Origin of the sequence: Brevibacillus brevis NBRC 100599, assembly GCF_000010165.1 — a bacterium.
In the GTDB taxonomy this organism is placed as follows: Bacteria; Bacillota; Bacilli; order Brevibacillales; family Brevibacillaceae; genus Brevibacillus; species Brevibacillus brevis_D.
Genome location: NC_012491.1, coordinates 5190883 through 5217703, shown reverse-complemented (window position 1 = coordinate 5217703; position 26821 = coordinate 5190883). Strand labels below are relative to the sequence as shown.

At 49.2% G+C, this 26821-nt stretch carries 26 protein-coding genes; 18 read left to right on the top strand and 8 right to left on the bottom strand.

Annotated elements, in window-relative coordinates; translation table 11 throughout:
- The first annotated feature begins 2 nt into the window (after positions 1 to 2).
- The 5 genes from BBR47_RS24825 (at position 3) to purU (ending at position 4790) form a co-directional block, all read left to right on the top strand.
- A complete protein-coding gene (locus tag BBR47_RS24825; RefSeq protein ID WP_015893194.1) occupies positions 3 to 1193 on the top strand; it encodes an HlyD family secretion protein in 1191 nt (396 codons plus the stop codon).
- Positions 1190 to 1948: an ABC transporter ATP-binding protein gene (locus tag BBR47_RS24820; RefSeq protein ID WP_015893193.1), complete on the top strand. Its 759-nt coding sequence runs from the start codon at positions 1190 to 1192 to the stop codon at positions 1946 to 1948. Before BBR47_RS24825 ends, BBR47_RS24820 begins: the two co-directional genes overlap by 4 nt.
- Positions 1945 to 3084, top strand: coding sequence for an ABC transporter permease (locus BBR47_RS24815; RefSeq protein WP_015893192.1), 1140 nt, complete (start codon positions 1945 to 1947; stop codon positions 3082 to 3084). The genes BBR47_RS24820 and BBR47_RS24815 overlap by 4 nt, the downstream gene beginning before the upstream one ends.
- Before the next feature lie 17 nt (positions 3085 to 3101).
- Positions 3102 to 3782, top strand: a complete 681-nt coding sequence (locus BBR47_RS24810) for a TetR/AcrR family transcriptional regulator (protein ID WP_015893191.1) — start codon at positions 3102 to 3104, stop codon at positions 3780 to 3782.
- A gap of 111 nt (positions 3783 to 3893) precedes the next feature.
- Positions 3894 to 4790 (top strand): formyltetrahydrofolate deformylase, encoded by an 897-nt coding sequence (gene purU, locus BBR47_RS24805; RefSeq protein WP_015893190.1) that lies wholly within the window; start codon positions 3894 to 3896, stop codon positions 4788 to 4790.
- 69 nt (positions 4791 to 4859) lie between these two features.
- Here purU and BBR47_RS24800 read toward each other — a convergent pair whose 3' ends face one another.
- Entirely contained in the window at positions 4860 to 5753 is an 894-nt protein-coding gene (locus BBR47_RS24800; RefSeq protein ID WP_015893189.1) for a LysR family transcriptional regulator, read from the bottom strand.
- Between the two features lie 125 nt (positions 5754 to 5878).
- On the opposite strand from BBR47_RS24800, the gene BBR47_RS24795 reads away from it, so the two are divergent.
- On the top strand, positions 5879 to 7093 hold the full coding sequence (locus BBR47_RS24795; RefSeq protein ID WP_015893188.1) for an MFS transporter: 1215 nt from the start codon (positions 5879 to 5881) through the stop codon (positions 7091 to 7093).
- On the opposite strand, the gene BBR47_RS24790 is transcribed toward BBR47_RS24795, so the two are convergent.
- The 3 genes from BBR47_RS24790 to BBR47_RS24780 form a co-directional block, all read right to left on the bottom strand.
- Positions 7071 to 7835 carry an alpha/beta hydrolase gene (locus tag BBR47_RS24790; protein ID WP_015893187.1) on the bottom strand — a complete coding sequence of 255 codons (765 nt, stop codon included), beginning with the start codon at positions 7833 to 7835 and terminating at the stop codon, positions 7071 to 7073. The genes BBR47_RS24795 and BBR47_RS24790 overlap by 23 nt on opposite strands.
- 98 nt (positions 7836 to 7933) lie before the next feature.
- Positions 7934 to 8590 carry a CoA transferase subunit B gene (locus BBR47_RS24785; protein ID WP_015893186.1) on the bottom strand — a complete coding sequence of 219 codons (657 nt, stop codon included), beginning with the start codon at positions 8588 to 8590 and terminating at the stop codon, positions 7934 to 7936.
- 45 nt (positions 8591 to 8635) lie between these two features.
- Positions 8636 to 9328, bottom strand: coding sequence for a CoA transferase subunit A (locus BBR47_RS24780; RefSeq protein WP_015893185.1), 693 nt, complete (start codon positions 9326 to 9328; stop codon positions 8636 to 8638).
- A gap of 265 nt (positions 9329 to 9593) precedes the next feature.
- Between BBR47_RS24780 and BBR47_RS24775 the strand changes: the two genes are divergently transcribed.
- From BBR47_RS24775 to BBR47_RS24755, 5 genes are all read left to right on the top strand, one after another.
- Positions 9594 to 10841 carry an efflux RND transporter periplasmic adaptor subunit gene (locus BBR47_RS24775; protein ID WP_015893184.1) on the top strand — a complete coding sequence of 416 codons (1248 nt, stop codon included), beginning with the start codon at positions 9594 to 9596 and terminating at the stop codon, positions 10839 to 10841.
- Positions 10834 to 14082: an efflux RND transporter permease subunit gene (locus BBR47_RS24770; RefSeq protein WP_015893183.1), complete on the top strand. Its 3249-nt coding sequence runs from the start codon at positions 10834 to 10836 to the stop codon at positions 14080 to 14082. The genes BBR47_RS24775 and BBR47_RS24770 overlap by 8 nt, the downstream gene beginning before the upstream one ends.
- 108 nt (positions 14083 to 14190) lie before the next feature.
- Entirely contained in the window at positions 14191 to 14694 is a 504-nt protein-coding gene (locus BBR47_RS24765; RefSeq protein ID WP_015893182.1) for a VanZ family protein, read from the top strand.
- 61 nt (positions 14695 to 14755) lie between these two features.
- Positions 14756 to 15874 (top strand): acetate/propionate family kinase, encoded by a 1119-nt coding sequence (locus BBR47_RS24760; RefSeq protein ID WP_015893181.1) that lies wholly within the window; start codon positions 14756 to 14758, stop codon positions 15872 to 15874.
- Positions 15875 to 16001: 127 nt separating this feature from the next.
- Positions 16002 to 16415 carry a S1 RNA-binding domain-containing protein gene (locus tag BBR47_RS24755; RefSeq protein WP_015893180.1) on the top strand — a complete coding sequence of 138 codons (414 nt, stop codon included), beginning with the start codon at positions 16002 to 16004 and terminating at the stop codon, positions 16413 to 16415.
- A gap of 53 nt (positions 16416 to 16468) precedes the next feature.
- Here BBR47_RS24755 and BBR47_RS24750 read toward each other — a convergent pair whose 3' ends face one another.
- Positions 16469 to 16855 carry a rhodanese-like domain-containing protein gene (locus BBR47_RS24750; RefSeq protein WP_015893179.1) on the bottom strand — a complete coding sequence of 129 codons (387 nt, stop codon included), beginning with the start codon at positions 16853 to 16855 and terminating at the stop codon, positions 16469 to 16471.
- A 119-nt stretch (positions 16856 to 16974) separates the two neighbouring features.
- On the opposite strand from BBR47_RS24750, the gene BBR47_RS24745 reads away from it, so the two are divergent.
- Together BBR47_RS24745 and BBR47_RS24740 are read left to right on the top strand one after the other, a co-directional pair.
- Entirely contained in the window at positions 16975 to 17862 is an 888-nt protein-coding gene (locus tag BBR47_RS24745; RefSeq protein WP_015893178.1) for a LysR family transcriptional regulator, read from the top strand.
- Between the two features lie 5 nt (positions 17863 to 17867).
- Complete coding sequence (locus BBR47_RS24740; protein WP_015893177.1) at positions 17868 to 18668, top strand: alpha/beta hydrolase family protein; 801 nt, start codon at positions 17868 to 17870, stop codon at positions 18666 to 18668.
- On the opposite strand, the gene BBR47_RS24735 is transcribed toward BBR47_RS24740, so the two are convergent.
- Entirely contained in the window at positions 18665 to 20485 is a 1821-nt protein-coding gene (locus BBR47_RS24735) for an ATP-binding protein (RefSeq protein WP_015893176.1), read from the bottom strand. The two genes, BBR47_RS24740 and BBR47_RS24735, sit on opposite strands and share 4 nt — an antisense overlap.
- 5 nt (positions 20486 to 20490) lie before the next feature.
- Positions 20491 to 21501 carry a BMP family ABC transporter substrate-binding protein gene (locus BBR47_RS24730; protein ID WP_015893175.1) on the bottom strand — a complete coding sequence of 337 codons (1011 nt, stop codon included), beginning with the start codon at positions 21499 to 21501 and terminating at the stop codon, positions 20491 to 20493.
- Positions 21502 to 21674: 173 nt separating this feature from the next.
- Here BBR47_RS24730 and BBR47_RS24725 point away from each other — a divergent pair, with 173 nt between their 5' ends.
- Complete coding sequence (locus BBR47_RS24725; RefSeq protein WP_041749638.1) at positions 21675 to 21866, top strand: hypothetical protein; 192 nt, start codon at positions 21675 to 21677, stop codon at positions 21864 to 21866.
- A gap of 119 nt (positions 21867 to 21985) precedes the next feature.
- Positions 21986 to 22339 (top strand): response regulator, encoded by a 354-nt coding sequence (locus BBR47_RS24720; protein WP_015893174.1) that lies wholly within the window; start codon positions 21986 to 21988, stop codon positions 22337 to 22339.
- Positions 22340 to 22407: 68 nt separating this feature from the next.
- On the opposite strand, the gene BBR47_RS24715 is transcribed toward BBR47_RS24720, so the two are convergent.
- Positions 22408 to 23394 carry an ornithine cyclodeaminase family protein gene (locus tag BBR47_RS24715; RefSeq protein ID WP_015893173.1) on the bottom strand — a complete coding sequence of 329 codons (987 nt, stop codon included), beginning with the start codon at positions 23392 to 23394 and terminating at the stop codon, positions 22408 to 22410.
- 237 nt (positions 23395 to 23631) lie between these two features.
- Between BBR47_RS24715 and BBR47_RS24710 the strand changes: the two genes are divergently transcribed.
- The 3 genes from BBR47_RS24710 (at position 23632) to ald (ending at position 26777) form a co-directional block, all read left to right on the top strand.
- On the top strand, positions 23632 to 24201 hold the full coding sequence (locus BBR47_RS24710) for a helix-turn-helix domain-containing protein (protein WP_015893172.1): 570 nt from the start codon (positions 23632 to 23634) through the stop codon (positions 24199 to 24201).
- 81 nt (positions 24202 to 24282) lie between these two features.
- On the top strand, positions 24283 to 25521 hold the full coding sequence (locus BBR47_RS24705) for a PucR family transcriptional regulator (protein WP_015893171.1): 1239 nt from the start codon (positions 24283 to 24285) through the stop codon (positions 25519 to 25521).
- 131 nt (positions 25522 to 25652) lie between these two features.
- Positions 25653 to 26777, top strand: a complete 1125-nt coding sequence (gene ald / locus BBR47_RS24700) for an alanine dehydrogenase (protein WP_015893170.1) — start codon at positions 25653 to 25655, stop codon at positions 26775 to 26777.
- Positions 26778 to 26821: the final 44 nt, after the last annotated feature.

The following is a 26821-nucleotide window of genomic DNA, read 5'->3' as shown; positions in this document are numbered from 1 at the left end:
TTATGAAACCAATTGTTCGCTCCATTTGTATCGGGGGACTCTTACTGGCTTTGTCAGGCTGCAATTGGACAGCGGAAAATCATTCGTCTCTGTCTAGCACAATCGAGGCCATCGAGCTGCCGATCGTAGCTGAAGTAGGCGGATTGGTGACAAACGTTACGGCAGAAGAGGGAAGTACAGTGAAAAAAGGACAAGTGCTGGCCCAAATCGATAAACGAAGCTACCAAATGACTGTGGCAGAAGCACAGGCAGCATTGGACCAAGCGACAGCCAAACTAGAAGAGGCGAGAGCGGGTTCACGCGACACAACAATCCAAAGAAGCATGGCCAACGTCCAGCAAGCAAATGCGAATATCCAACTGGCCCAAGCGAGAAAAAATCAGGCACAAGCAGGAAAGGCACGTGCTGCAGAGCAGATGACGCAGGCAGAATCGCAATGGCAGGGGGCGCAGCAGACCCTTTTGTATCAACAAAAACGACTCGAGGAAGCAACAGCGCTCTTTGAAAAAGGAGCGATCTCTGCCAAAGACCTCGACACGCAAAAAGAAGCAGTGAATCAGGCAAAAACGCAGGCAGATCAATGGGCGGCACAAGTAGCGCAGACACAGGCACAGTACCATTCTGCACAAGAAGACATCGCAGCAACTGTGGCCCAAATCGGTACAGCACAAGCCGCGCAAGCCGCAGCGCAGGCAGATCTCGACCAGGTGAAGGAAGGAAGTACTGATTATGCGATTCGGGCACTGCTCGCCGCCCAGCAGCAGGCGAAAGCGAAACTGGATCAAGCCTTATTGCAGTTGGAAAAGTCCAAGATTACGGCAACCGACGACGGTACTCTCTTGCGCTCCTCTATCGAACAGGGGGAAGTAGCAAAAACAGGTGCCACCTTGTTTACGATGATGAAGTCAGATCAGCTTGAGCTCGTCGTGTACATCCCGGAAGCACAATTGAATCGGGTGAAAAAAGGGCAAAAGGTTGGCATCAAGGTGGATGCCTATCCGGAAGAGACGTTTACAGGAACAATCAGTCGTATCTCGGAAAAAGCGGAATTCACGCCGAAGAATGTACAAACACCTGATGAACGCACCAAGCTCGTGTTCGCTGTTACGATACACATCACAGATGGACTCGACAAAATCAAACCAGGTATGCCTGCCGATGTGCTGCTGGCAGACGAGGAGGGAGGTCAATGAACGCCGCTATCCAATGCGAGCAGTTGACGAAGCGTTTTGGAGATCGAGTAGCTGTGAACAGCTTGACGCTGACAGTTCCGCGAGGTTCGATTTACGGTTTTTTGGGTCCGAATGGCTCAGGGAAATCGACCACAATCCGGATGCTTTGTGGTTTGCTAACCCCGACGACGGGAAAGGGGACGGTTCTTGGCTTCGATGTCATGACACAGAGCGAGGAAATTAAGCAGCGGATCGGGTATATGTCGCAAAAGTTCAGCCTGTATGAAGATTTGACAGTGGAAGAAAATCTCGATTTTTATGCCGGGGTTTACCGATTAGGTGCAGCAGAACGCAAGGAGCGGAAAACGGAACTGATTGAGATGGCAGGCCTGACAGGCAGGGAAAAGCAGCTTGCGGGTTCGCTGTCAGGGGGATGGAAGCAACGCCTCGCGCTCTCCTGCGCTCTTTTGCACAAGCCGGAGCTGTTGATTTTGGACGAACCGACAGCAGGAGTCGATCCTGTTTCCCGCCGGATTTTTTGGGACGTGATTCATGAGCTGGCAAGACAGGGGATCACCGTGCTGGTAACTACACACTACATGGATGAGGCGCAGACTTGCGATTGGATCGGCTTTATCTTTTTCGGCAATTTGTTGGCGGAAGGCACTCCACAAGCGTTGATCGATCGTATGGGAGTAGGCAATCTGGAGGATGTCTTCATCGATCTGGTTAGGCGGGAGGAAGCCAGACAGGCGGCGGAGGAGGGAGTCAGATGAGGCATTTTGTCTGGGAGCGTTACTGGTCTGTCGTGAAAAAGGAAGTCATCCAAATCAAACGGGATCGTCCCAGTCTAGCGATTGCACTGGTCATGCCGCTGATGCTGTTGTTTTTGTTCGGATATGCTGTCAATACAGACGTGAATGACATCCAGATGGCCGTCTGGAATCAAAGCCCTTCTGCTGCCAGTCGAGAGCTGGTAGATCAGTTCGTCCATACGCATGTATTCGAAGTGGCAGCCCATGTAAGTAGCTACAAGGAGATCGAAGCTATGTTAGACGATGGCTCCGTAAATGTAGCGCTCATTATCGGACCTGACTACACCCGCAAGCGTGATCGCAACGAGCCGGTAGACGTGCAGATGCTCATTAATGGCTCCGATCCGAATATTGCCCGCACTGCGACCTCTCAAGCGCAGTTGATCGTCCAGCATCAGGCGATCACGTTGCAGGAAATGAAGCTGCAAAAACAAGGCTTGGGGGAGCTAGAACAGCCACTCGGCTTGGATACACGCGTGCTGTTTAACCCCAATATGGAGAGTATCGTCTTCAATATTCCCGGCTTGATCGGGTTGATTATGCAAAACGTCACGATGATTCTGACGGCGTTTTCCCTCGTACGAGAGAAGGAGCGGGGAACGATGGAACAGTTAATCGTGACGCCGATACGCCCATTGGAGCTGATGCTCGGAAAAATTACCCCCTATGTAGGTGTAGGTCTCTTCTCGTTTTGTCTGGTGCTATTGGTTGGAACGTATTGGTTCGGAGTCCCGGTCAAAGGCAGCATTTCGCTTTTGGTGACTTTGTCTGTTTTGTTTTTGGTGACGACGCTTCTCTTGGGCATTTTCATTTCTACGGTGGCAAAGACCCAGCTTCAAGCGATGCAAATGGCATTCGCCTTTATCCTGCCTAGCGTGCTTCTCTCCGGCTTTATGTTCCCGCGCGATTCGATGCCGCTCGTGATACAATGGTTAGGCGGGCTCGTCCCGTTGACCTATTTTCTGGAAATCCTGCGGGGAATTTTCTTAAAGGGCGTGGGCATCGATGCGCTCTGGAAGGATGTCGTCGGAATGAGCAGCTTTTGTCTCTTGATCCTGACCGTCGCTATCCTGCGATTCCGCAAGAAGATCGAATAAGAGGAGCGTAATGGGTGATGAACAAGCCGCCAACATTTGTAGAAGGCCTGTTGCAATATGTAGAAGAGTTGAAAGATGAGAGTGAGATGACGGAGAAGCAGCGCAATATTTTGCGTGCATCAGTGAAGCTGTTCGCTGAAAAAGGCTTCCATGCCAGCTCCACCTCTGAAATTGCCAAAGAAGCAGGAGTGGCAGAGGGAACGATTTTTCGCCACTATAAATCGAAAAAGGATATTTTACTTGCCGTCGTTGCACCTGTATTGGTCAAATTCGCGGCGCCGTTTATCTTGAAAGATGTCCGTGAGATCTTCAAAGAGCAGAATCATAAAACATTCTCCCAAATCGTGACAGAGCTGTACCGAAACCGGATCGATTTGGTGCTGGCGAATGAAAAGCATATTCGGATTTTGCTGCAAGAAGCTTTTTTCCATGACGAAATCAGGGAAGCACTGGTCGCTACCGTTTTCACGGGTGTGAAGGAGATGGCAAACAAGCTGATCGAAGCAAAGGTAGAGGTCGGCGAATTGCGTCCGCTCCCGACACAGGCTGTCTTTCGGGCGATCCTGTCCTCGATGATCGGGCTTGTTTTGTTCCGGCAAGTTTTGGATAACGATGAATTTACGCAGTTCAGCGACGACGAGCAAATCGCCCTGACCGTAGATATTTTGCTTAACGGGATTGGAAATCACTCTATCTAAAAATTTTTATCGATAAGTGAACATTTTTCTCTCTAATTGGGTATAGAAATCCCTTCTGGGAATGGTATAATTGCAAACAACTTTTTGCTGTTTTTTGGAGGAGAGTAAACCATGCAATTGTTATCAGAGAGAGAATGGCTCGCGTATCGAGAGAAAAACAAAGATCGTGCGCGCATGCTGATTTCTTGCCCGGATCGCGCGGGTATCGTCGCGGCGGTGTCGAACTTCTTGTTCCAACAAGGAGCCAACATCGTTCAATCTGACCAGTACACGACCGATCCGGAAACAGGCCGGTTCTTTATGCGCATTGAATTCGATCTCATCAATCTGGACGAGCGCTGTGAAGAGATCAAGCAAGCATTCAGCCCAGTAGCCGAGAGCTTTGGCATGGAATGGTCGTTGGTCGAAGCGAACAAGCGCAAAAAGGTTGCGTTGTTTGTTTCCAAAGAGGATCACTGTCTTTTGGAGCTCTTGTGGCGCTGGAAGTCCGGGGAGCTGTTCGCGGATATCGCAGTTGTCGTCAGCAACCATCCTGACATGCAGGAGACTGTCGAGTCCTTCGGTATTCCGTATCGTTGCATTCCAGTCACGAAGGATAACAAGCCGCAGGCAGAAGAAGAGCAGATTGCGGCAGCAGAGGGCGTCGATCTGATCGTTCTGGCTCGCTACATGCAGATTTTGTCCCCGCGCTTTTTGGAGGACTACGCGATGCGGATTATCAATATCCACCATTCCTTCCTCCCAGCCTTTGTCGGAGCGAAGCCTTACGAGCAGGCGTATCGTCGCGGCGTGAAGCTAATCGGAGCGACTGCGCATTACGTCACAGAAGAGCTGGACGCAGGTCCGATTATCGAGCAAGACGTTCAACGTGTATCGCATCAGGAAGACGTCGAGACACTAAAGCAGCTGGGACGTCAGGTAGAGCGTACGGTGCTGGCACGTGCAGTTCGTTGGCATCTGGAGGATCGGGTGCTGGTGTACGGTAACAAGACGATTGTGTTCCCATAAGCAATTCGCATAAGAAGAGGCCTTCCTTTTGAGGAAAAGCCTCTTCTTTTGTTTTGATTCGCCATAGTTTCAAGTCAGTTTCTCACGCTTCACCATCTCCAGAAACTGAGCAACAACAGGCCGCTGGTCTGTCTCATCGTCACGCGTGCAGACATACAAGGGACGCTTGATCTCTACCCCTGGCACGGTTACCCGACCAACCTCACCACGCTCTACCATTTCCCTAACGGCCAGAGCAGGAGCCAGCATCGTCCCATAACCCGCGCGAACGGAGTGGATTGACTCGACCAGACCGTGATACTGCATACCGACCTGTGGACGTTTTACACCATGCTCGCGACAGAGGGCAAAAAGCCAATCGCGGGTAGAACTGCCTTGCTCGCGTAGCAAAAACGGTTCCTCCACGAGCTGCTCCATACGGATCTCTTTTCCTGCAAGCGGATGATGGGCAGGCAAAATAAACCAATAGGACACATCCGTCAAATGAATCCGCGTAATAGGCAGCTCATCCCACGATTCCTTGATAATAATAGCCACATCGACCTCACAGCTAAGAAGCAGTTCAATGGATTGCATGGAATTACGCGTGCGAATTTCCACATCGACTCCTTCGTATTCGCGCTTGTACTGAGCCAGCCACTGTGGCACGAGATAATGGGAGGGGAGATAGGTCGAAGAAATCCTTAGCCGTCCTTTCTTCCCTTGTTTGATTTCTGTCAGCTGTGATTCGATTTCGCGTTCCCAGTCGTAAATGCGGCGTGCTTTTTCAAAAAGAAAGCGCCCCTCATAGGTGAGAGAAATGCCGCGACCATCCGGGATGAGCAAGGTCATGTCCAAATCATTTTCGAGCTTGCGGATTTGGGCACTTACGGCAGGCTGGCTGATCGAGAGGGCGAATGCTGCTTCGGTGACACTGCCTCGTGACGCTACTTCTACGAAAATGCGGAGAGCATGTAAGTTCATCCTGTACCTCGATTCATAACTTTTGTTTATGAGTGATAGAGAAATATGTATTAGAAATGATGAGTGATTGCACGTAAGGTATAACTCAGAAAGACGTAAAAACGGGTAGAGAGAAGGATCATGGAATGAGAGAAGTCAGTGGAAAGACACAAGTCGTGGCAGTCGCACTGGTGACAGCATTATGCATGATAGGGGATTCGATGCTGTATGTGGCGCTTCCTCTTTTCTGGAAGGAGGCAGGATTAACATCGCTGTGGGAAGTGGGGGTATTGCTTGCGGTGAACCGTTTCATCCGTGTACCACTCGGCCCTCTTGTTGGAAAATGGTATGAGCGCTCGGGCGGACGCACGGGTTTGATTGTGGCAGTGGTATTGGCTTTTCTGACGACACTTTCGTACAGCTTGGAAGGCTTTTGGCTGTGGCTTGTGATGCGATGCTTGTGGGGAGTAGCTTGGACATTTTTAAGATTAGGTGCGTTTTCCCTGATCGTGGGTGTTTCCGAAGGGCATAATCGCGGGCAGCTTATGGGCTTGTACAACGGACTGTATCGATTGGGCAGTCTTGGCGGCATGCTGGTCGGAGCGCTGCTGGCTTCTTGGTACGGACTTTCTGTTGCCTCCATCGCACTTGCGGTGCCTTCCTTGTTAGCATTCATTCTTATTTTTCGCTATATACGTCCTTCCTTTACCAGTCAGCATCCGAAAGACGTGAAGCAGATGGATACAGGAAAAAGCTTGTGGAGTCAGACGCAGGTGCTGTTGACGCTGATGACGGGATTGCTCGTCACGATGGTGTACCAGGGGGTGTTTACCTCCACGCTAAGTAGAGTGATCGAAGTACGTGAACCGCTCATCATGATTGGCGGAGTCGTGCTTGGGGCAGCAGTGATTGCGAGTGTGATCCAAGGCATTCGCTGGGGGTGGGAGCCGTGGGCTGCTCCATTGGTAGGAAAATTGTCGGACAGGCATGGTCGGACGAATCTATTCATCGGGACGTTGCTAGTTGCTTCTGTTCTGTTTGCCACGTTGCAAGCAACGTCTTCACTTGTGCTATGGTTTGCGATTTTATTCGGCATCCAGTTGACTGCGACGATTATCACAACCGTGATGGATACTCTTGCGGCAGATGAAGCTGCGAGGCAGGCCAACAGCCAAGGGGTAATGACACAGTATTCAGTTGTAAGCGATCTAGGGGCGGCGCTGGGGCCGCTCCTTGCTTTCTGGCTGGATGAACACGTAGGTCTTGGTCTGGTGTACATCGGAATAGCGATGATCTTGCTTCTGGTTGGTCTTGTATGGCTGTGGCGACCAAAGCTGATCAAGATGGAAAGCGCTTCTTGATGGTTGTCATGACGTGAGCAATGGCTGCCTCCTTGTCCGGACCATGCAGCAGCATATGGTTCGAATGCTCGTACCAGGTGATTTGCGGGGAGGCAGATTCGTCTACACTGGTTGCGAGTATTTGGGCACTTACGGCGTGTACAGTATCGTCTCGCCTTGCTTGCAGCAGGACGTAAGGGGTCGTAATCTGAGGCAGAAGCGGCTTCGTTTCTGCCAGCAGCCTGCGAAATTGCAGCATGCTGCTAATAGGGATTCTGCCGATGCCATGGATGTAGCGTTTGGAGTGGGTAGAGAAATCCTCACGCAAATAGTGCATCGCTTCTTTGACATCCCAATATTTATAAGGAGTGTTGATGGTAATTAGCAGGGCGACGGGGTATTTCGTCGTTAAATGAAAGGCGAGCAGCCCCCCCATGGAAAATCCAATGACCACAATGGTGTCAGCGCGCATGGCCAGTCGCTTGTAGCCTTCTTCTGCCGAGCGAAGCCAGTCGTGGCGGGTGCTTTTTGCCATGTGACGACGAGTAGTCCCATGTCCCTCCAAGGTAGGGCATTCCACCTGATAGCCAGCCTCGCGGAGCTTTTTGGCGAGTGGGAGTATATCGTTGATGTCTCCGGCAAATCCATGGATGAGTAAGCATCCGACTGTTCCTGACATGGAATCTCTTCCTCTCAGATACTGGGAAATTTGATGAATCATCCATATTATATACGAAAAGGTGAGAAGGAGGCGACAACGCAAGTGTGCCCACACCAAGCAAAAAAGGAAAGAAAAAGCGACTCCACGCAGCTGCGATGAAGTCGGCTATTTACTAACGGGGTTCTGTCCCTGAAAAAAGGTTACAGCCCAATTGTTTTCAGTTCTGGAGAGATAAGCAGCGTAGGTTGCGTGCAGGCTTGGATATCTTCCACTGTATAGCCTTCTGCTACTTCGACGAGGACGAGCCCGTCTGGCGTCACGTCCATGACAGCTCTGTCTGTAATGATACGGTTGACAACCTTCTTGCCGGTAAGAGGCAGAGCACATTCATTCAGGATTTTTGTCTCACCATGCTTGTTGACATGATCCATGATGACGACGATTTTTTTCGCGCCGTGGACGAGATCCATGGCACCGCCCATGCCCTTGACCATTTTTCCAGGAATCATCCAGTTTGCGAGATCACCCGCAGCAGAAACCTCCATCGCCCCCAAAATAGCGAGGTCGATATGGCCGCCGCGAATCATCGCAAACGATTCAGCACTGGAGAAGTAGGCTGCACCTGGAATAGCGGTAACGGTTTCTTTTCCGGCGTTGATGAGATCAGGATCGAGGTTTTCCTCCGTCGGGTAAGGGCCAATTCCGAGCAAGCCGTTTTCCGATTGCAGAACGACCGTTTTTCCTTCCGGGATGTAGTTGGCGACGAGCGTGGGCATTCCGATCCCCAAGTTTACGTAAAAGCCATCTTCTATTTCCCCGGCGGCACGAGTGGCGATTTGCTCACGTGTAAGCGACATCTGTGTTTTCCTCCCTTGAATGTAATTAATTCTCTCTGTTGCTCTCTATGAGCGGACTGTGCGTCGTTCGATGCGTTTCTCGAACGATGGTGCCTGTATCACACGTTGCACATAAACACTTGGTGTGTGAATATGCTCAGGGTCTAGTTCACCTGTCTCTACTATTTCTTCTACTTCGACGATGGTGATTTTTCCGGCTGCGGCCATCATCGGATTGAAGTTTTGTGCTGTTTTACGGAAGACGAGATTGCCCATCTTGTCAGCCTTCCACGCCTTGATCAGTGCGAAATCCCCCGTGATACCATACTCAAGCAGGTACTCTTTCCCTGCGAAATCACGCGTTTCCCGGCCTTCAGCGATAGGTGTGCCGACTCCAGCAGGGGTATAGAATGCCGGAATACCAGCTCCACCTGCACGAATTCTTTCCGCCAGCGTCCCTTGTGGCGTCAACTCGACTTCGAGCTCACCGGACAAAAATTGACGCTCGAATTCCTTATTTTCACCCACATAAGAGGAGACCATTTTTTTGATTTGCTTTTCACGTAAAAGGAGACCGAGTCCCCAATCATCTACCCCACAGTTATTTGAGACAACTGTCAAGTTTTTCACTGCTTTGTCTCGCAGGGCGATAATCAGATTTTCCGGAATTCCTACTAGTCCGAAGCCGCCCACTAATAAAGTGGCACCATCGTGAATATCAGCCACGATGTCCGTGTAAGAAGTGTAAATTTTGGCCATGACGATCACTCCCACCATGAAAAAATAAAGGATTTTTGTAAGCGTTAACAATAAGGGCGATGCAGTGCCCCGTTTTCCTGCCCTTCTATCATACTAGATGCGAGTTACAAACAAGTGACGAGACATTTGGATTATAAAAAATAATGTAAAATGACAGAAAAGTAGTACAACTATACCATTTTTTTCTGTAAAATATATTTTGTCAATATTCGTCGTTTTTTTGGTCAGTATAGGAAGACTCGAGGGGAAATGTGGGGTTGCAGGAATGAAAAATACGAATAAATGGATAAGTCTCACGGTTGTGGTCCTGCTGCTCGTAGGGTGCGAAAAGCTAAATGAGGATGTCTCAAGTCTGAAACGGACGAGAGAAGAAACGGATATCAAGCTGAAAACGGTAAGTGCGTATACGGTGGAGAGTGGCAAGGATGAGCGACTGATGGAAGTAGCAGGTGTAGTGGAACCGCGTCAGGAGCTGGCTTTATCGTTTGGCGCCTCAGGCAAAATTTCAGGCATTCTCGTTGAAAAAGGAGCCACTGTCAAGGCAGGGCAGACGTTGGCGACATTAGATGGAACGGCCTTGCAGCAAGGTATTCACGCAGCCCAGGGACAGGTAGCAAGTGCTGCAATCAAGCGGGAAAAGGCCGCCAAGGGACCGGAGAGTCATGAGTTGCAAACCAAGAAGCTACAGGTAGAAAAAGCGCGAGAACAGATGCAAAAAGCTCGCGACGAGCTCTCCAAAGCAGAGATTTTGTATGCGAATGGAGCAATCTCGAAGGATGAAAAAGACAAGCTGGCCTCTGCACTGCGACAGGCCGAGCTGAGTCTGGAAGAAGAACAAGTGGCGTACAACAACCTGCTGAAGGGCGCCGATCCACTGGACATCGAAGAAGCGAATGCAAGCATCCAGCAGGCCAATGTTCAATTGAGCCGAGCGAAGCAGGAAGCAGCTGATGCGGTGATCAAAGCTCCTTTTACAGGTGTGGTTGCAGCGATCTCCAAGACAGCGTCGGAGCAAGCTGGACCTGGAACAGAGGTCATTCGAATGGTCGATACGAGCTCATGGCTTGTCAAGCTACATATAGAAAGGGAGCAAATCGCCCATTGGCAGGCAGGGAAAGTCGTAAAGGTGAAGGCTCCGGACGGCAGTGAAGCAGAAGGAAAAGTGACGTTTGTCTCACCTGTTATGGATACCAGCTTGGGATCTTATCCCGTCGAGGTGACCGTAGACGGCAAGAAAGTAGCGTGGAAGGGTGGCATGACTGTTACTTGTCAGTATCCGCTGCCAGCGTCAAACGTTGCGCTTGTTCCTGTTAGCAGCATCGGTGTCTCTGATGAAGAATATTACGTCATGAAAATCAATGAACATTCAGTGGAAAAGACGTTTGTCAAAGTGGGGGCATTGCAAGGAACCTTCTATGAGGTAGTGGAAGGTCTTGAGCCTGGTGACCAGATTGTCGCTGCAGGTTTGTCGTATGTAGTGGATGGTGAGGCGGTGAAGGTGGCGGATGAATAACAAGACATTTTTAGCGACGGTCCCCTCCTTTGCCCGCATTCTGGCGGTCATTTGCTGTCTACTTGCGGTAGGAGCTTGGTTCGGGCTGGATATCAAGACTTTTCCGGATCGGTCTGTGCCTGAATATACAATCAGTCTCTCGGCACCCAAGCTCTCTTCTGCGGAAGTAGATGAATCGGTCGCGAGAAAAGTAGAGGAATCAGTACGTTCATTAGGCAGTGTGCTTACGATTGCTACGGAATCTCGGACGGGATCCGCGGTTATCACTGTAAAAACATCAGAACAAATCGGTTCGGATTACAAGGAACGGTTGGATAAGAAGCTGGGAGAGATCACGAAGCAGCTACCCGTGCAGGATTGGAGCATCAGTCAAAGCAATTTGGCAGATAACAAAATTGGTTTTTATGTTCTGTACGGCACGGACTTGCAGACCTTGTCTGACGTTGCTCAAAATACGGTCTACGACAAACTGATCAATCTGCCAGGAATCGCTCGCATCGAAATGGACAAGCAAGGCTTGAAGGAGCAGGTAGATATCATTTTCCGACCGTCCATGCTACTCGCCTACGGGCTCACACCTGCTGATATGCTGGCGCAGCTGCCGACAGATGTGGTTGGAGAAGAGGTAGGCTCTGTTGGTGCAGATAAGGATCGAACCAGGATTCAATGGACGAGTAAATCGGAAGGGCTGCAAGATCTGGGTAAGCACTTGATCTCCACCGATAAAGGATACGTGCCATTACATACGTTGGCTGACATTCGTGATCGACGGGGGAGCAAAGGCGAACAAATCGGGATGTATCGAGGCTCGCCTGCCTTAGGAATCACGGTGTACGCAGCAGATGTCGGGCAATTGCCAGTTATCAGCAAGCAAGTAAAGGAAGCAATTGGTGAGTTGAATCAGGCTTCAGGCGGAAAATACCGCCTCGATTTGTTTCATGACGATGCGCAGACAATCACCGCTGCATTGAGACAGCTTGGAACACTGGCGGCTCTAACCGCTGTCATCTGTTCACTCTTTTTGTACCTGACCCGAAAACAATGGGCAGGGGCTGTACTCGCGCTTTTGGCAAACGTTCTCGCGGTCGGCAGTGTTCTTGGGGGTATGTGGCTTTGGGGAATCCCATTGACGCTCTCTACACTTGGGCCACTTGTGTTGTTTTCGCTATTGTTCACAGGAGCAGGCTCTGCGTTGTTTCATCGGTTTTCAGGGTTGCCCTCGTACTCGTTTGTTCGTTGTTTGCAAGTGGCGTGGGGGTTGATGAAGCCGTTTTTGCTTACGGTTGTGGTAGTGGCGGCCTGTTGGACAGGTGTCGTTTTCACTGATTTCCTCAAGGCAGAAGACAAGGTTGTCTTGTACGATGCCTGGCCCGTACTTTTGCTGGGGACGTTTGCTCTTATTCTTATCTATGGGTTTATCACGCCGGTACTGACAGGAACGTGGCTAGAAGCTTCCGTACGAATAGACGAGGAAACGCCACGGGCTTCCAATAAAGTGACAAGTTATTTTCAAGATCGCTGGAAACGACTGGTGGAACAGGGGTATTTGCCCTATGGAATCACACTGGTTGCCTCGCTTGTCTTTGTCTTTTTGCTCAAGTCGTTTATTCTCGTTGATCCCTACGCAAAGCTTGATTATGGCAACAAGACGCTTTCATTGCCAATGGTGCAGGGAAGCAGCATCGATGAGGCCATGCGGGCAGCACAAATAGCTGAGGAGCGTTTACTCGCCATTGACGAAGTCCGAGATGTCTACACGATTGCCTCCGAAGAAAACCTGAGCTTTCAACTAAAGCTCGTGGATAAATACGATTGGACGCAATCAGTCTCTGAGCTGGAAAAAGTACTGGACAAAGAGCTGCGGGATATTCCTCAGACAGATCCGTTTGCGCTGGTCATTAATAAAGATAAGGCGACTCGTCTCGTCTTGACGATCATGGGACCATCCTTGCAAACGACGCAGAACATTGCCAATGAAGTATTGGCATTCATGGAAAAGCAGACTGCGAAGGATAAAGAGGGGAGAGAACTTGTAACCGATGAAAGAATCGGTCCAGGTGCAGAGGGGACCTTAATCGACATTCGTCCGAAACAAGAGATGCTGGCACGCTACCGGATTACGCAGGAGGAGATCAAGAGACAGCTGGAGAGCTATTTGGGAGAAAAAACAGCTGGCAGTGTCTATTGGAACGAGCGTCAGGTACCTATCCACGTCAGATTCCCTGACGGGTGGATGGACTATCCGGATCAGGTGAAACATATTTTGATTCGAACATCACAAGGTAATGTGCGATTATCTGAGCTGGTAGATTGGTCGATCGGCAGCGAGCCGCCCGTTTATCAACGGGAAGATGGACTGTATGTCTTCAAGGTAAGTAGTGCCGTCTCAGACCCGAGTCGAATTGAGCTGTGGTCGTATATCATTCCTTCTTCCATGCAAGAAAAGGTGGAGATACCCGAAGGCTACACGGTATATAACGACGATGAGCTGAAGAAATTGGAGGAGACAAAGCTCAACAAGGTTGATTGGAGCAGTCGGTTCTTGACGATTGGCAGCCTGGTTGCCCTCGTACTTATCATGAGCTTGCTTTTGCAACGCAGAACACGCGACGGATTAATTGTCCTCGTTCTCTTGCCAGCCTTGTCTGGAGGCTTTGCGCTGGGATTGCTGTGGTTGGATCGACCTATGAACATTATGAGCTTCTATGGTATGGTGGCTGCCATTGCCGTCATCGTTTTGCAGGCACTTCTTACAATGAATGAGCTGTACAAGGCCCAAGCCGAACAGGAGCGAGTTTGGGACAGTATCAAGCTGGGGGCTAAAAGCACCATGGCCAATCAAGCGGGGATATATTTCGCGATCGCGTTAGCCAGCCTTCCACTTGCTGGGGGCTTGGGTGAAGGAAATGATTCGTTTGCGTCCTTTGCCAGCGTATTGTTGTTTGGCATTCTAATGGGGGCTTTTGTCACCATGGCACTTCTTCCCGGTATGCAGTATGCAGCTATGCAAAGACAGGCTGCCCATTCTGAAATGTCCTTGCCGATCCTTGCTCGTCATTTGCGGATATGGTGGGAAAACAACCAAGTACGTCGCCGCGATTTCAAAGAAAGAAAACGGGAACAGGCCCGCTCACCCAAAACAGGGCAAGCCGAAGCCTCGAATCACAATTCCCGGGACTATGTCCCTGTACAAGAGGACTTCCTGCCTCTTTCTTCTTCTTCACATGACGCCAACCGCTAAAATAGGTTGGCGTTTTTTATTTTCAATCGTTCACGTAGCTGTAACCAACGTACCAGGTATGCGTCATGGTAAGATAGAAAGAGAATCGAAAGCAGGGGGTAGCAACACGTGCGTCGATATCGAAAAGTATGGGATTACTTGCTTTTGATTGCGATTCTGCTCGGGTTATTTATTTCTTCATCACAGCCATACGCCAAGCAAGACATGCGAGGGACGATAGACAAGCTAGTGGACGAACAGAGCTTACAGAACCGTATAGGCGACATATCCATTCCTTACGGAGGCAAGGATGTGAGCCTGGAAGAAAAGGGAGCGGCTGGTTTTATAGAGTTCTTCTTACGGAAAGGGGTACACTTTTCTGTTTTTGCCCTCTTGGCTTTTAGCTGGTATCGCGTGTTTTCGCAGCATCTCTCGTTTGGGCAAGCACTGCCCTGGAGCGCTTTTTGCAGTGTGATGACGGCTGCTTTGGATGAATGGCACCAGACGTTTACACCGGATCGAACCGGAATGGTGCAGGATGTTTTGCTCGATGCAGCTGGATCTGTCACGATGTTGTTGATAATTGCTCTCAATTACCTGTATTCACGAAGAGCACATCGTTATAAAATGTAGGAAGCCTATCCATCCTATGGGAGAGAAGGCTGTGATGAACGATTGGAGAGTGGATTAGATCGTGGGAGAAAAAAAGAATGTCCTTGTACTGAACTGCGGAAGTTCTTCGGTGAAGTACAAGCTTTATGAAATGCCTTCCAAGACATTGATTGCGCATGATTATTTGGAACAAATCCAGCGTGACCAATATGAAGATACGATTCGGGGAGTGTTTGAATCCCTCAAACAATATTCGATAGATATCGTTTCCCATCGTGTTGTCCACGGCGGAGAAGCATTTAAGCAGTCCGTTATTATCAATGACCAAGTAAAAGAAGAAATTCGGAACCTGTCCCGTTTCGCCCCGCTTCATAACCCCATTAACCTAACCGGGATTGAAGTTGCTCAAGGTCTGTTTCCTGATTTGATTCACGTAGCTGTTTTTGACACAGCATTTCACCAAACCATGCCACCATCCTCGTATTTGTACGCACTGCCTTATGAATACTACGAACAATACGGCATTCGCAAATACGGTTTCCATGGAACGTCTCACCGCTATGTAATGGGCCGTGCAGCAGAAATGATGGGTCGCCAGAAGGAGCAGCTTCGTCTGATCAGCTGCCACATTGGAAGCGGGGTAAGTATTACGGCGATCCGAAATGGTGAATCTTATGATACGTCGATGGGTATGACACCATTGGCAGGTTTGTCCATGGGTACGCGCAGTGGAAACATTGACCCAGGTATCATCCCGTATATTGAGGAAATTGAAAGGACCGACACGGCTGGTGCTATCAAGATTCTGAATAACAAGAGCGGTCTCATGGGCGTATCGGGTGTATCCAATGATTTGCGCGACGTTATGAAAAAAGCAGAAGAGGGACATCTCCGCAGCAAGCTCGCTTTGGAATTATTTACTACTATTCTACATAAGCATGTGGGACTGTACCTTGCTCGCTTGAATGGAGTCGACGGCATTATCTTTACAGCAGGGGTTGGAGAAAATAGTGCTGCCGTGCGTGATTTGGTGTGCTCTGGTTTGGAATTCGCCGGGGTAAACCTGGATCGTGAGGCAAACCGCAGCAGCAAAGGTGAGGCATTCATCAGCACGAAATACTCCCCGGTAAAAGTCATGGTCATCCCGACAAATGAAGAACTTGTCATGGCAATGGATGCATTTGAACTGGGCAATAACTAGGTTGGAGTATGTCCCTAGAAAGAATAGGCTTTTCAGTATTGGAATTTCTCTGCTATACTAAGAGAATGAGGCTTCTGGTTTGAGGTTCTCACCATTTTTCTGAAAAAATAAAAGGAGTGCAAACTGGATGGCAGTACAAGTGGGAAGCATCATCGAAGGAAAAGTGACAGCGATTAAACCGTTTGGGATGTTTGTAGCAGTCAGCGAAACGGAGCAGGGGCTGGTCCACATTTCCCAAGTAGCAAACGGTTTTGTTAAGGATATCAATGATCACTTTACCGTGGGGGCACCAGTAAAGGTAAAAGTACTCTCCATTGATGATGCAGGTAAAATCTCGCTTTCGGTTCGCGCAGCACTCCCAGCGCCTGAGCGTCCGGAACGTGAAGAACGCCGTGGCGGTGGATATCGTGGAGGCGACCGCGGAGGGAATGCAAAACGAGATAGCGGAGCTTCTTTCGAAGACAAGATGAAAAAATGGATGAAGCACAGCGAAGAGAACCTTGCGACAATCAACAAAAAGAACGCAAAACGCGGCTACTAAGCCTTGCGATAACTAAGAAGGACGGGATCAGCTCCCGTCCTTTTTTGCGTCTCCTATTCGATAGGGTTTCCCTCTTTTTCCCAGTATTCCATCCCGCCAAGCATCTCTTTTACCCGAAAGCCGAGAGCGGCCAGTTTCGCACAAGCCTTTGCAGCACCATTGCAGTTGGGACCCCAGCAGTAGACGACCAGGAGCTTGGTCGGGTCCAGAGCAGCCGTCGTGTCAGTGGAAATGAGCGAATGGGGGAGATTCAGAGCACCGGGAACGTGACCATCCCTATACGCTTTTTCGCTGCGAGCATCCAGGATGTAGAAGTCTTCCACACGGTTCTGAATGTCACTCCATACATCAGAGACATCTGTCTCAAGAGAAAGCTTCTCGAGAAAATGAGTGCGGGCTACTTCAGGTGACGCGGCGGGTGTTTGCAAAACAAGGGACATATCAAAATCCTCCTCGTTACATGTGATGGTGATGCACAAAGCATAGCATTGAACCAATCATCACAGTTATCTATACTATTTAATGAGGATCATTACTAATTTCTATGGGAGGAAGCGGGATGGAGCTGGTCTATTTACATACTTTTCGCGAAGTAGCCCGGTATGGGAGCTTTACACGGGCAGCAGAAGAACTGGGCTATGCTCAACCGACGGTAACGGCACAAATGCAAAAGCTGGAGCAGTCGTATGGAGCCCCGCTATTTGAAAGATATGGACGCAAGCTGCGACTGACCCAAGCAGGTGAAGCCTTGCTGCCGTACGCACGGGAATTGATTCGTCTGTATGGGGAATCTAAAGAAGTGATCAAGCATCAGACGACAGGTCCCATTGCCATTGGAACGATCGATACACTGGCGGCATTCTTTCTGCCACCGTATTTGCAGGCTTTTTGCCAGCAATATCCTCAGGTTGATTTAGTATTGAGGACGGCTGGAGAAGCCGAAATCGTGCAACAGATCAGGGATGGTTATCTCGATTTCGGGATCATTTTCGATCGCCCTTGTACAGACCCTGAGTTAGTCACCCACGTCATTCGCGAGGAAGAATTGGTGGTCGTCATGCCACCCGCCCATCGATTCACAACAGCAACGGCACTCACAGTCCATGATTTGGGCGGGGAGCCGCTTGTATTGACCGAAGAAGGCTGTACGTATCGGGGCATGCTGCTGGAGGCTTTTGGTGAGGCTGGGATGACCCAACGAATCGCCTGCCAATTCAGCAATCCGGAAGCGATCAAGCAGTGTGTACGCTGTGGCTTGGGTGTGGCATTGCTGCCAGTAATGGCGGTCCAGAGAGAGCTCGCAGAAGGGGTGCTCACAGCTATCCCGTTTCAGTCGGATAAGCCGCCGTTTTCCATTCAGCTTGTTTATCATAAAAAGAAATGGCTATCACCTTCGATGGTGACGCTTGTGGATACGATTACGAGATCACAGAGAGAGGAATCGTGAGCAGGATGCAGCTAGATACTTCACCATTTGTCGCATGTACACCTGAGGAGACAGTCTATCCGGGAGTGCGGCTCTACACCGTCAGCTACTACAGTCAAGACTTGCTGGTAAAAGCTGCATTGGCTGTGCCAGAGGTGTATTTTCAGGAGGGAGCATGTCTGCCGGCTCTCCTGTATTGTCGAGGTGGGATTAAAGGAGTGGGACGCGTCAGACCCGAGAGAATTAGTCAGATGGCTGCTTTTGGCTACGTGGTCCTCGCTCCTCATTACCGTGGCAACGAAGGCGGAGAGGGCCGGGATGAATTCGGTGGGGCAGACAGGCATGATGTGTTTGCCGCATTTGAATTGCTCTGTAGACTGGAGAGGGTAGACAAGGAGCGAATCAGCGTCTACGGCTTTTCACGCGGTGGTATCATGGCTTTGTTTGCCGCAATAGAGTGCAAGGGCATGCTGTCTTGTGTCGTATGGAGTGGTGTCAGCGACATGTTTTTGACCTATGAGGAGCGGGTTGATCTGAGAAGGATGCTGCGCAGAATCATCGGTCATCCACGTAAGCAGGAGGATGCTTACCGCGATCGGACACCTTTGTACCGGATAGACGAGATTTCTTGTCCTGTGCTAATCATACATGGAACGGAAGATGAGAATGTGGGAGTGGAGCATGCTCATAAATTGGCAGATGCGCTGACGCTAGCAGGCAAACCGTATGAGAAATGGCTGGCGCAAGGGGCCAGCCATCTGTTTGTCGGGGAAGATATGGAGATGTACACGCGCAAGATGTTCGCTTGGCTGGATGCGCAAGCCTAATCTTCTTTTGGTGTAAGCGGCAGCGTAATGATGATTTCCGTTCCTTTTCCCAGCTTGCTGTTCACGTGCAGCTCCCCACCGTGGTTTTCCACCATTCGCCGCGAAATTGGCAGCCCCAGTCCAGTCCCATCCTCTTTTAAGGAGAAGAACGGATCGAATATACGCACCAGATATTCTTGGGGAATGCCTTCTCCCGTGTCTCTGACATGAATATGGACAGCTTGATCATCCAGGCGGTTTTCGATGGAGAGAACGCCGCCGTCTTTCATGGCTTCAATGCTGTTTTTCATTAAATTTAACAGGATTTGCTTTAATTGCTCGACATCGACGTGAATGCGAATGCTCGGATCACAGCGGTCTACGATTTCAATCCCATGCAGCATAGCCTCGGCATTCATCAAGGGAAGAATCGAATGAATGACACCGGTTAGCGCAACCTCGCGATAATCGGGCTTGGATGGTTTGGAGAGCATCAACAACTCCGTCACGATGCGGTTGACCCGTTCAATTTCCTGCAAGATTAAGGGCAAATAGTACAAATCGCGCTCTTGATCAGATAAACGCTGTTCTAATAGCTGAATAAAGCCGTAGATGACCGTTAGCGGATTGCGAATTTCATGAGCGGCTCCCGCTGCTAGCTGACCGACCATGGCCAGCTTCTCAGATTGATTCAAGTACTCTTGAATTTGCTCCTGCTCCGTAATGTCCAAGAAGGCGACCATCCACCCGGTTTCCTGATCGTGGTGATGATTGTGTAAAGGGATGTAGGAGACCAGAGCAATGAATGGTGTATCGTCTTTTTTGTACAAGGTCATTTTGCGATTGACGAACCAGGGAGTCGGCTCATTGCTTGTGGGTGCTTCAAAGGAATCCTTAGACACCGGGTAGCCGAGATCGTCGAGCTTGACTAAATGCTGCGCCAACTTGTTTACATGAAGACCGACTGGCGCATGGGAGCGTGTAATAATCCCAACAGGCAGGGAGTTTAAGATTTGCTCCCGGATGTTTTTTTCTTCGGTCAAAATTTGCCGTTGCCGTTCATCTTGCGCGAATAGATTGGCGATACTACTCGACATTTTATTGAACTCCTGCGCCAACTCAAGGAATTCATCTTGATGGGTATAGACGATTTGCTGACCGAATGTTCCTTTCGATACTTCACGGGCTTGTTGCATGAGAGACTGAATCGGGCGCAACAGCTCATTGCGGAAGTAAAACGTACAGAATAGCCCAAACAAGATAGAGGCTACGGAAACCGTATAGGTTAGAATCAACGAAACCTTGATACTCTCATTCGAATCCTGAAACTCTTTATTCGTCTGATACTCCAGCTGATTGAGTGAAAAAGACAGATCCCGTTCAAACCGATCGAGCAATGGCTGTACTTCATTGGTAAGGACATAGCTGACGGCAGGAACATTCCCTGCTTGCAGCAACGGATTGATTTTGTTCAGAAAAATAAAATCCAGTTTAGATATCGATTCAATAATGGTAAACAAGCCACTGTTGGCTTCGGTTTTGGGAAGCGAGGAAAAGCGCGCCGTATCGATTAGATTTGTATAGTACTGATCCAGGTAAGACTCGTCTCGTGTCAATGTATACATGTTCAAGGCATATGTCTTGGTGTATATCTGGTTTTTGACTTCCAATAAGGCACTCGTTTGCGGTAAGAGGTTTTGCGTTAAATACACTTCATCAGAGGTGACTTTGGTCATTTGATAACTGAAAAGGGTCGTTACGCAACCGATGAGAAGCATCATTACGAGATAGCTGAGCATGATTTTTTTCTGAAATCCGAGATTGCTGAAAAGGGGCATGCTGATTAACCTCCATACGAGCCACGGGAAGGAATGAGATTTTGCAGTTCCCGTTCTAAATCTTTACGTACATTTTCTGGCACCATGTGTCCGAATTGACTGAGATGGTTGACCCCTTCTGCAAGTCCGTACATGACTTTTCCATTGGGGAGATCCCCTTGAATAAACTGTTCCATGATGATGCGGTAGCACTGACGAACATCCTGCATCATGGAGGCCAGCACGTATTCTGGAGCGATGTAGCTTTGATCGGCAATATATCCGATGGTAAATACTCCTGCGCGCTGCGCTTCTGTAATCACTTCGAGATTGAAGCTGTCGCCTGTGGTGTAGATAACATCCACGCCTTGCGAAATCATGTTGCGAGTCGTGCGAATGGCCCCCGTACTATCATTGAAATCAGGTACCTTTCCAATAACGATAGTAGTGTTGGGTGATGCCTTTTTCACTCCTTCGATAAAGCCTTCTACTTGCGTTAACTCAGTGGGCTTGTCCACCATGATGTATCCGACTTTATCCGATTTCGTCATTTTGGCGGCAAGGATACCGACGAGCTTGCCGGCAGGCTTCATATCGTAACGAATCGTCGTCTGATTCGGATGCGGAGCCTCTCCGTTAAAGGAAACAAAGTGTGATTTCGGATAGCGAAGCGCTACGTCTGTAAAAGGATCAGAGAAGATGAGGCCATGACCGAGTATGAGATCATACTCGTTGGCTGCATATTTCTCAGCCACCTTTCTGATCTGCTCCGGTTTTATATTATTGGCGATTTCGAGTGAAAAGTTAAATCTTTTTTGCAGTTCTGTCATACTCTCCAGTGCACTGCTGTTCCAGCCCTGATCATATGTGGGGCCCTCCAGCAATAGGGCGACACGCACTTTGTCAGAAGAATGGCTGCTTTTATTTATGACTTTATCGAGATGCTTCATACTTGTAACGAATTGACTGGTAATGAGCAGAAGCAGCCCGACTACCAAACCGGTAAATAAGACGGGAAATGGCAGCAGCTTTGGCATGCGGGATTCCTCCATAGAAAAAAAGCATAATCCACTTGAAAATATAGATACACGTCATGCCTATTATATAGGTTCTCTGAGGGTTGTGCATGGAAAAAAGGGATACGGACAGCCTAAGCATATGGAGAACATATCCCCCTGCAAAGAGGGAACAGAAGGGAGGCATGCACGCGATGGAAAACGATATGGTGGAAATCCCCCAGATTCATATTCCTGATGAGGTTACACAGGTCGATCGACCGGAGATTGGAGAGACCACTCCACACCCGAAACCGGAAAGCCCTCTGGCGTCGAGCGGAACAGCCGAACTCGCCAGCGAGAGCGTTTCGAATGAGAGCAGTGAGCGAATCGGTTTTATTTCATAAAGCCGATCGGATTTCGCGCCATTCGACAAAAGAAGTCATTTTCTCTCGTGGACAAGGCTTGCGATTTCTGCAAAAGTAGGAGGTAGAATAGCAAGCGAGATGCGAGGGGATAAGATTGCATGGCCCGATTGCTGATAGTAGATGACGCAGCCTTCACGAGAAGGGTGCTGACGGATATGTTAGGCGAGCAACATGAAGTTTGTGGAGAAGCGAGCAATGGTTTGGAGGCAATTGAAAAGTACAAGGAGCTCAGGCCGGATATTGTCACCATGGATATTACTATGCCGCACATGCACGGGATTGAAGCCACGCGTCACATCTTGGATTTTGACCGTGATGCCAAAATTTTGATCTGCTCGGCAGTCGGGCACCGGCAGAAGGTGCTAGAAGCGATGAGGACAGGAGCGAGTGATTTCGTCGTAAAGCCTTTTCAAAAAGAGCAGATTCTCGATGCAATCGCACGGCTTTTGTAAACAGGAAAAAGCAAACAGCCGCCAAATCCCGGTTGGGAAGGCGGCTGTTTTTCTAGTAAGAGAAGATTTTACAAGCTGATTTCCGTTCCAATGCCGTTTGCTTTCGCCCGTTCATAGACCGTTTTGGCTACGGCTGTGTCCAGGTAGGCAACCCCCACTGATTTGTACAGCGTGATTTCCTCCTCGTTTTCTCGGCCGGGCTTTTTCCCAATCAGAATGTCTCCCAGCTCAGCGTGCATTTGTTCAAAGCTCCATTCCCCGCGTTCAACCGGAATGAGCAGATCGCCTGCTTCCTGCCGGGCTCCCTCCAGTGTATCGACCACGACCTTGCTGTTTTGTACGGTAGTCGAGTCGACCTCCTGCATATGAGGAAGAAAAGCACCGATGGCATTGATATGCGTACCGGGACGCAAGCTTGCTCCATCAAACAATGGGCTGGTAGCCTTGGTGCTGCAAATCACGATTTCGGCATTCGCAACCGCTTCATTGGCATTATCCATAACCGTGATTTCGCCTTGCCACTCCGGATAGAGGGAGAGTAGTGTTTGTTTCATTTCGTCCGCTTTCTGACGTGTGCGGTTATAGAGATAAAGGTTTGTCAGCGGACGGACCTCCATGACGGCTTGAATCTGTCCGATGGATTGAGCCCCGCAGCCCAATACAGCGCAGCTTTGCGCATTTTCTTTTGCCAAGTATTTGGTTGCAACGCCACTACTTGCACCTGTGCGCATAATCGTCAATAGGCTCGCGTCCATCATCGCCACATGCTGTCCCGTTTTTGCTTCCGTCAACACGATTACGCTTTGGAGTGCTTTGATATCGTGTTTGTGATTCTCCGGGAAAATGCTGATGATTTTTACCGCTACATAATCGTCCGTTTCCAAATAGGACGGCATGTATAGACTGGTTGCTCCGTATTTCGGATGGTCAATGGCAGTACGAACAGGGGTGGTGACATTTCCTAGCATATGCTCACGGAAGACGTGTTCCACATCTTCCAAGCAATCTTTCATCGTGTAGATTCGTTCAATGTTTTCACGGCTTAATACGAGCATGACATTCATCCTTTCATCGGGATCCTTTGTCAGTAGATATTGAAGTGTCACTTCAAATTATAAGTGAAGTAACACTTCGATTTGCAAAAATAAAACAATCACAAATCAGATAATAATAAATATTTTAAAATGAAACACAATTGGTAGCAATAGTAAAAATTGATACTTATGCTAACTTTACAACTTTTTTCGGGAAAGAGTATGATAGACCTATCCTTTTTACGGCGAGGTATGCAAATGGAACCCACCATTGGTGTATTAATCAAATCGCTTCGTGTCGGCAAAAAGAAGACACTCAAACAAATTGCGGAAAAAACACAGCTGTCGATCAGCTTTTTGTCCCAAGTAGAGCGTGGGAAGTCTTCCATTACGTTGGAGTCATTGAAAAAAATTTCGGAAGCCTTGGGAGTGAGCCCAGGCTATTTCTTTTCGGGCGAGTCGAGTGGAGGGAATGAGCAGGTACGCAGGGCGAGCAAGGAGCGATCTGGGCTTCTGCATGCGCCTTTTGTGTATGAGGACCTGTCCAGTGATTTGGTGAATCCGACGTTGGTACCGATTCTCGTCACGCTATCCCCACATGGGGAAAAAGGCATGCCTTTTGTTCATCAGGGGCAGGAGTTTATTTATGTCCTGGAGGGTGTGCTGACTGTTTTACTGGGGGAAGAGGAGCATGATTTGTTCCCTGGTGACAGCATTCACATGGATTCATCCGTGCCACACAACTGGGTGAACCGTACAGGCGAGGTCACCAGATTCCTTTGTGTCAATTCGCATGACAGCGACAGGATTCCGACCGCTGCTCATTAATGGAGCGAGAGCGTGTAGCGAAGTCATGTTTTCTACTATAATAGAAGAACACGTAGAAAAGAGCGGTAAAGAGGTGAAAGCGTGCCCGTAGAGCCTAACTATTTTCAACAGTATCAGCATGCTGATATCGACGAATTAGCTGATGTCATTGGAGAACTTTTGCAAAATCCGATTACGGTTGAAGATGCCGATCATAAACTGATTGCTTACAGCTCACACGGAGAAAGCACAGATGAAGCGCGCTGGTCTACCATCATGGGGCGACGGGTACCGGAAAAAGTGCTGACGCGCCTCTGGAAGGACGGCGTATTCCAGGAGCTGTTAACGCACGACAACCCCGTACACATCCCGGCCAAGGACGAAATCGGCTTGGGGAAGCGTGTGGCAATTGCCATTCGCAGAGGGAGCGACGTGCTCGGTTACATTTGGGCACAAGAGGTGAATCGACCAATTACCCAGGAAGATGATGAAATTCTTCGTCAGGCAGCACGCGTAGCTGTCTCGCGTCTCATCCAACGGCAGGGAAAACGCAAGGCGGAAGAACAGCGACGCAAGGAATTTCTGTGGGAGCTGTTGCTGGGGAATCACAGCAGTGAGGCTGGCATTCGCCAAAAAGCGGACACCTTGCAGATGCAGCTTCCGACCTCTTATTTAATTTGTATTATTGAAGCGGCAGGAGCCCGTCTGGACCAGTACTTGTATCCGTTGTTAATGCGTGACAAGCTGCTCTGGGTTGTCGACGGATCGCAAATCATCTTATTGATCGGTCTGTCCGATGCGAAAAAAGAGAAGAGTGATGTGCTCATTCGCAAGGTGGAACAGTTCCTCTCCGACTCGCTCGGCAAGCTCGAAGCACATGTTACAGAAGGACGCCAGGTGATTGCCGGGTACGGGAGAGATTACAAGTCTTATACGGATATTGTGAAAAGCTACAGGGAAGCGCTGCATGCACTCAAGATCAAAAAGTTGTTTCCTCAGGAAAATGAGGGGATTCACGGGTATCACGAGCTTGGGATATATCGATATCTACTACAACTGAAGCAGTGGGAAGAGGAGCAGGGCTATCAGAATGAACGGCTGGAAAAGCTCAGACAGTATGATCGCGACAACCAGACCACACTCTTGACGACATTGGAGACTTTTTTGGATGCCGCTGGCAAGGTCAACAAGACAGCAGAGCGCCTGCATATCCATATCAATACGTTGAGCTACCGACTGAGACGAATTGAGGAGATCATGCGTGTCGATCTCGACAATATGAACCAGCGGGCTGCCTTATATTTAGAGTTGAAAATAGCCAAATTAGATGGGGAACAGTAGTTTGTTTGTGAATTTTCACAAATGAAAAGACGCTAAAATTAAAGGAATCTCCAAGGAGTATGCCCGAAGATACGCTGTACAATAATAGTAACCGCAAAGAAATTGGCGTTTCCAAGGAGGACATACTTATCATGATCGTTGGAATTCCAAAAGAAATTAAAAATAATGAGAACCGCGTAGCCATTACCCCAGCAGGTGTAGCTGCTCTGGTGCAAAACGGACATTCCGTTCGTGTAGAAACAAGCGCAGGGCAAGGCAGTGGTTTTACGAATGAAGATTACAAGGCAGTAGGCGCTGAGATCGTAGAGACAGCAGCAGAGGCATGGGCGTCTGACATGGTCATGAAAGTAAAAGAACCACTCCCTGCTGAATACGGATATTTCCGTGAGGGTCTGATTCTGTTCACGTATTTGCATCTCGCACCAGAGCCTGAATTGACTCGTGAATTGCTCGATAAAAAAGTGATTGCAATCGCTTACGAAACCATCCAGCTCGACAATGGCGCTCTGCCTCTGTTGATGCCGATGTCTGAAGTAGCAGGTCGCATGTCCGTTCAAATCGGTGCGCAATTCTTGGAAAAGCAATATGGTGGAAAAGGTGTTCTGCTCGGTGGCGTACCAGGCGTGCCAAAAGGCGAGGTAGTCGTAATCGGCGGCGGGATCGTAGGAACAAACGCAGCGAAAATGGCGCTTGGACTGGGTGCAAATGTAACCATTATCGATGTAAACGCAGACCGTCTGCGCCAACTGGATGACCTGTTCCAAGGCCGCGTTCAGACGCTGATGTCCAACTCCTTCAACATCGCAAACGCTGTGAAAAAAGCAGATTTGCTGGTAGGCGCTGTGCTCATTCCAGGTGCTCGTGCTCCACGTCTGGTAACAGAAGACATGGTAAAAGAGATGTCACCTGGTTCAGTGATCGTAGACGTTGCGATTGACCAAGGCGGATCGATCGAAACCGTTGACCGCATCACGACTCATGACAAGCCAACCTATGAGAAGCACGGTGTGATTCACTACGCGGTAGCGAACATGCCTGGTGCAGTCGCTCGTACATCTACATTGGCCCTGACCAACGTAACCGTTCCTTACGCGGTACAATTGGCGAACAAAGGCTACGCACAAGCGATTCGCGACAACAAAGCATTGGCAAAAGGCGTAAACGTCATCGACGGAAAAGTAGCTTACAAGGCTGTCGCTGATGCGCATAACCTGCCGTATGCTTCTATCGAAGAAGTTTTGCTGGTGAAAAACTAGCTTCAACGGTAAATAGATAAAGAAGAAACTGCTTGTCCGAGCTT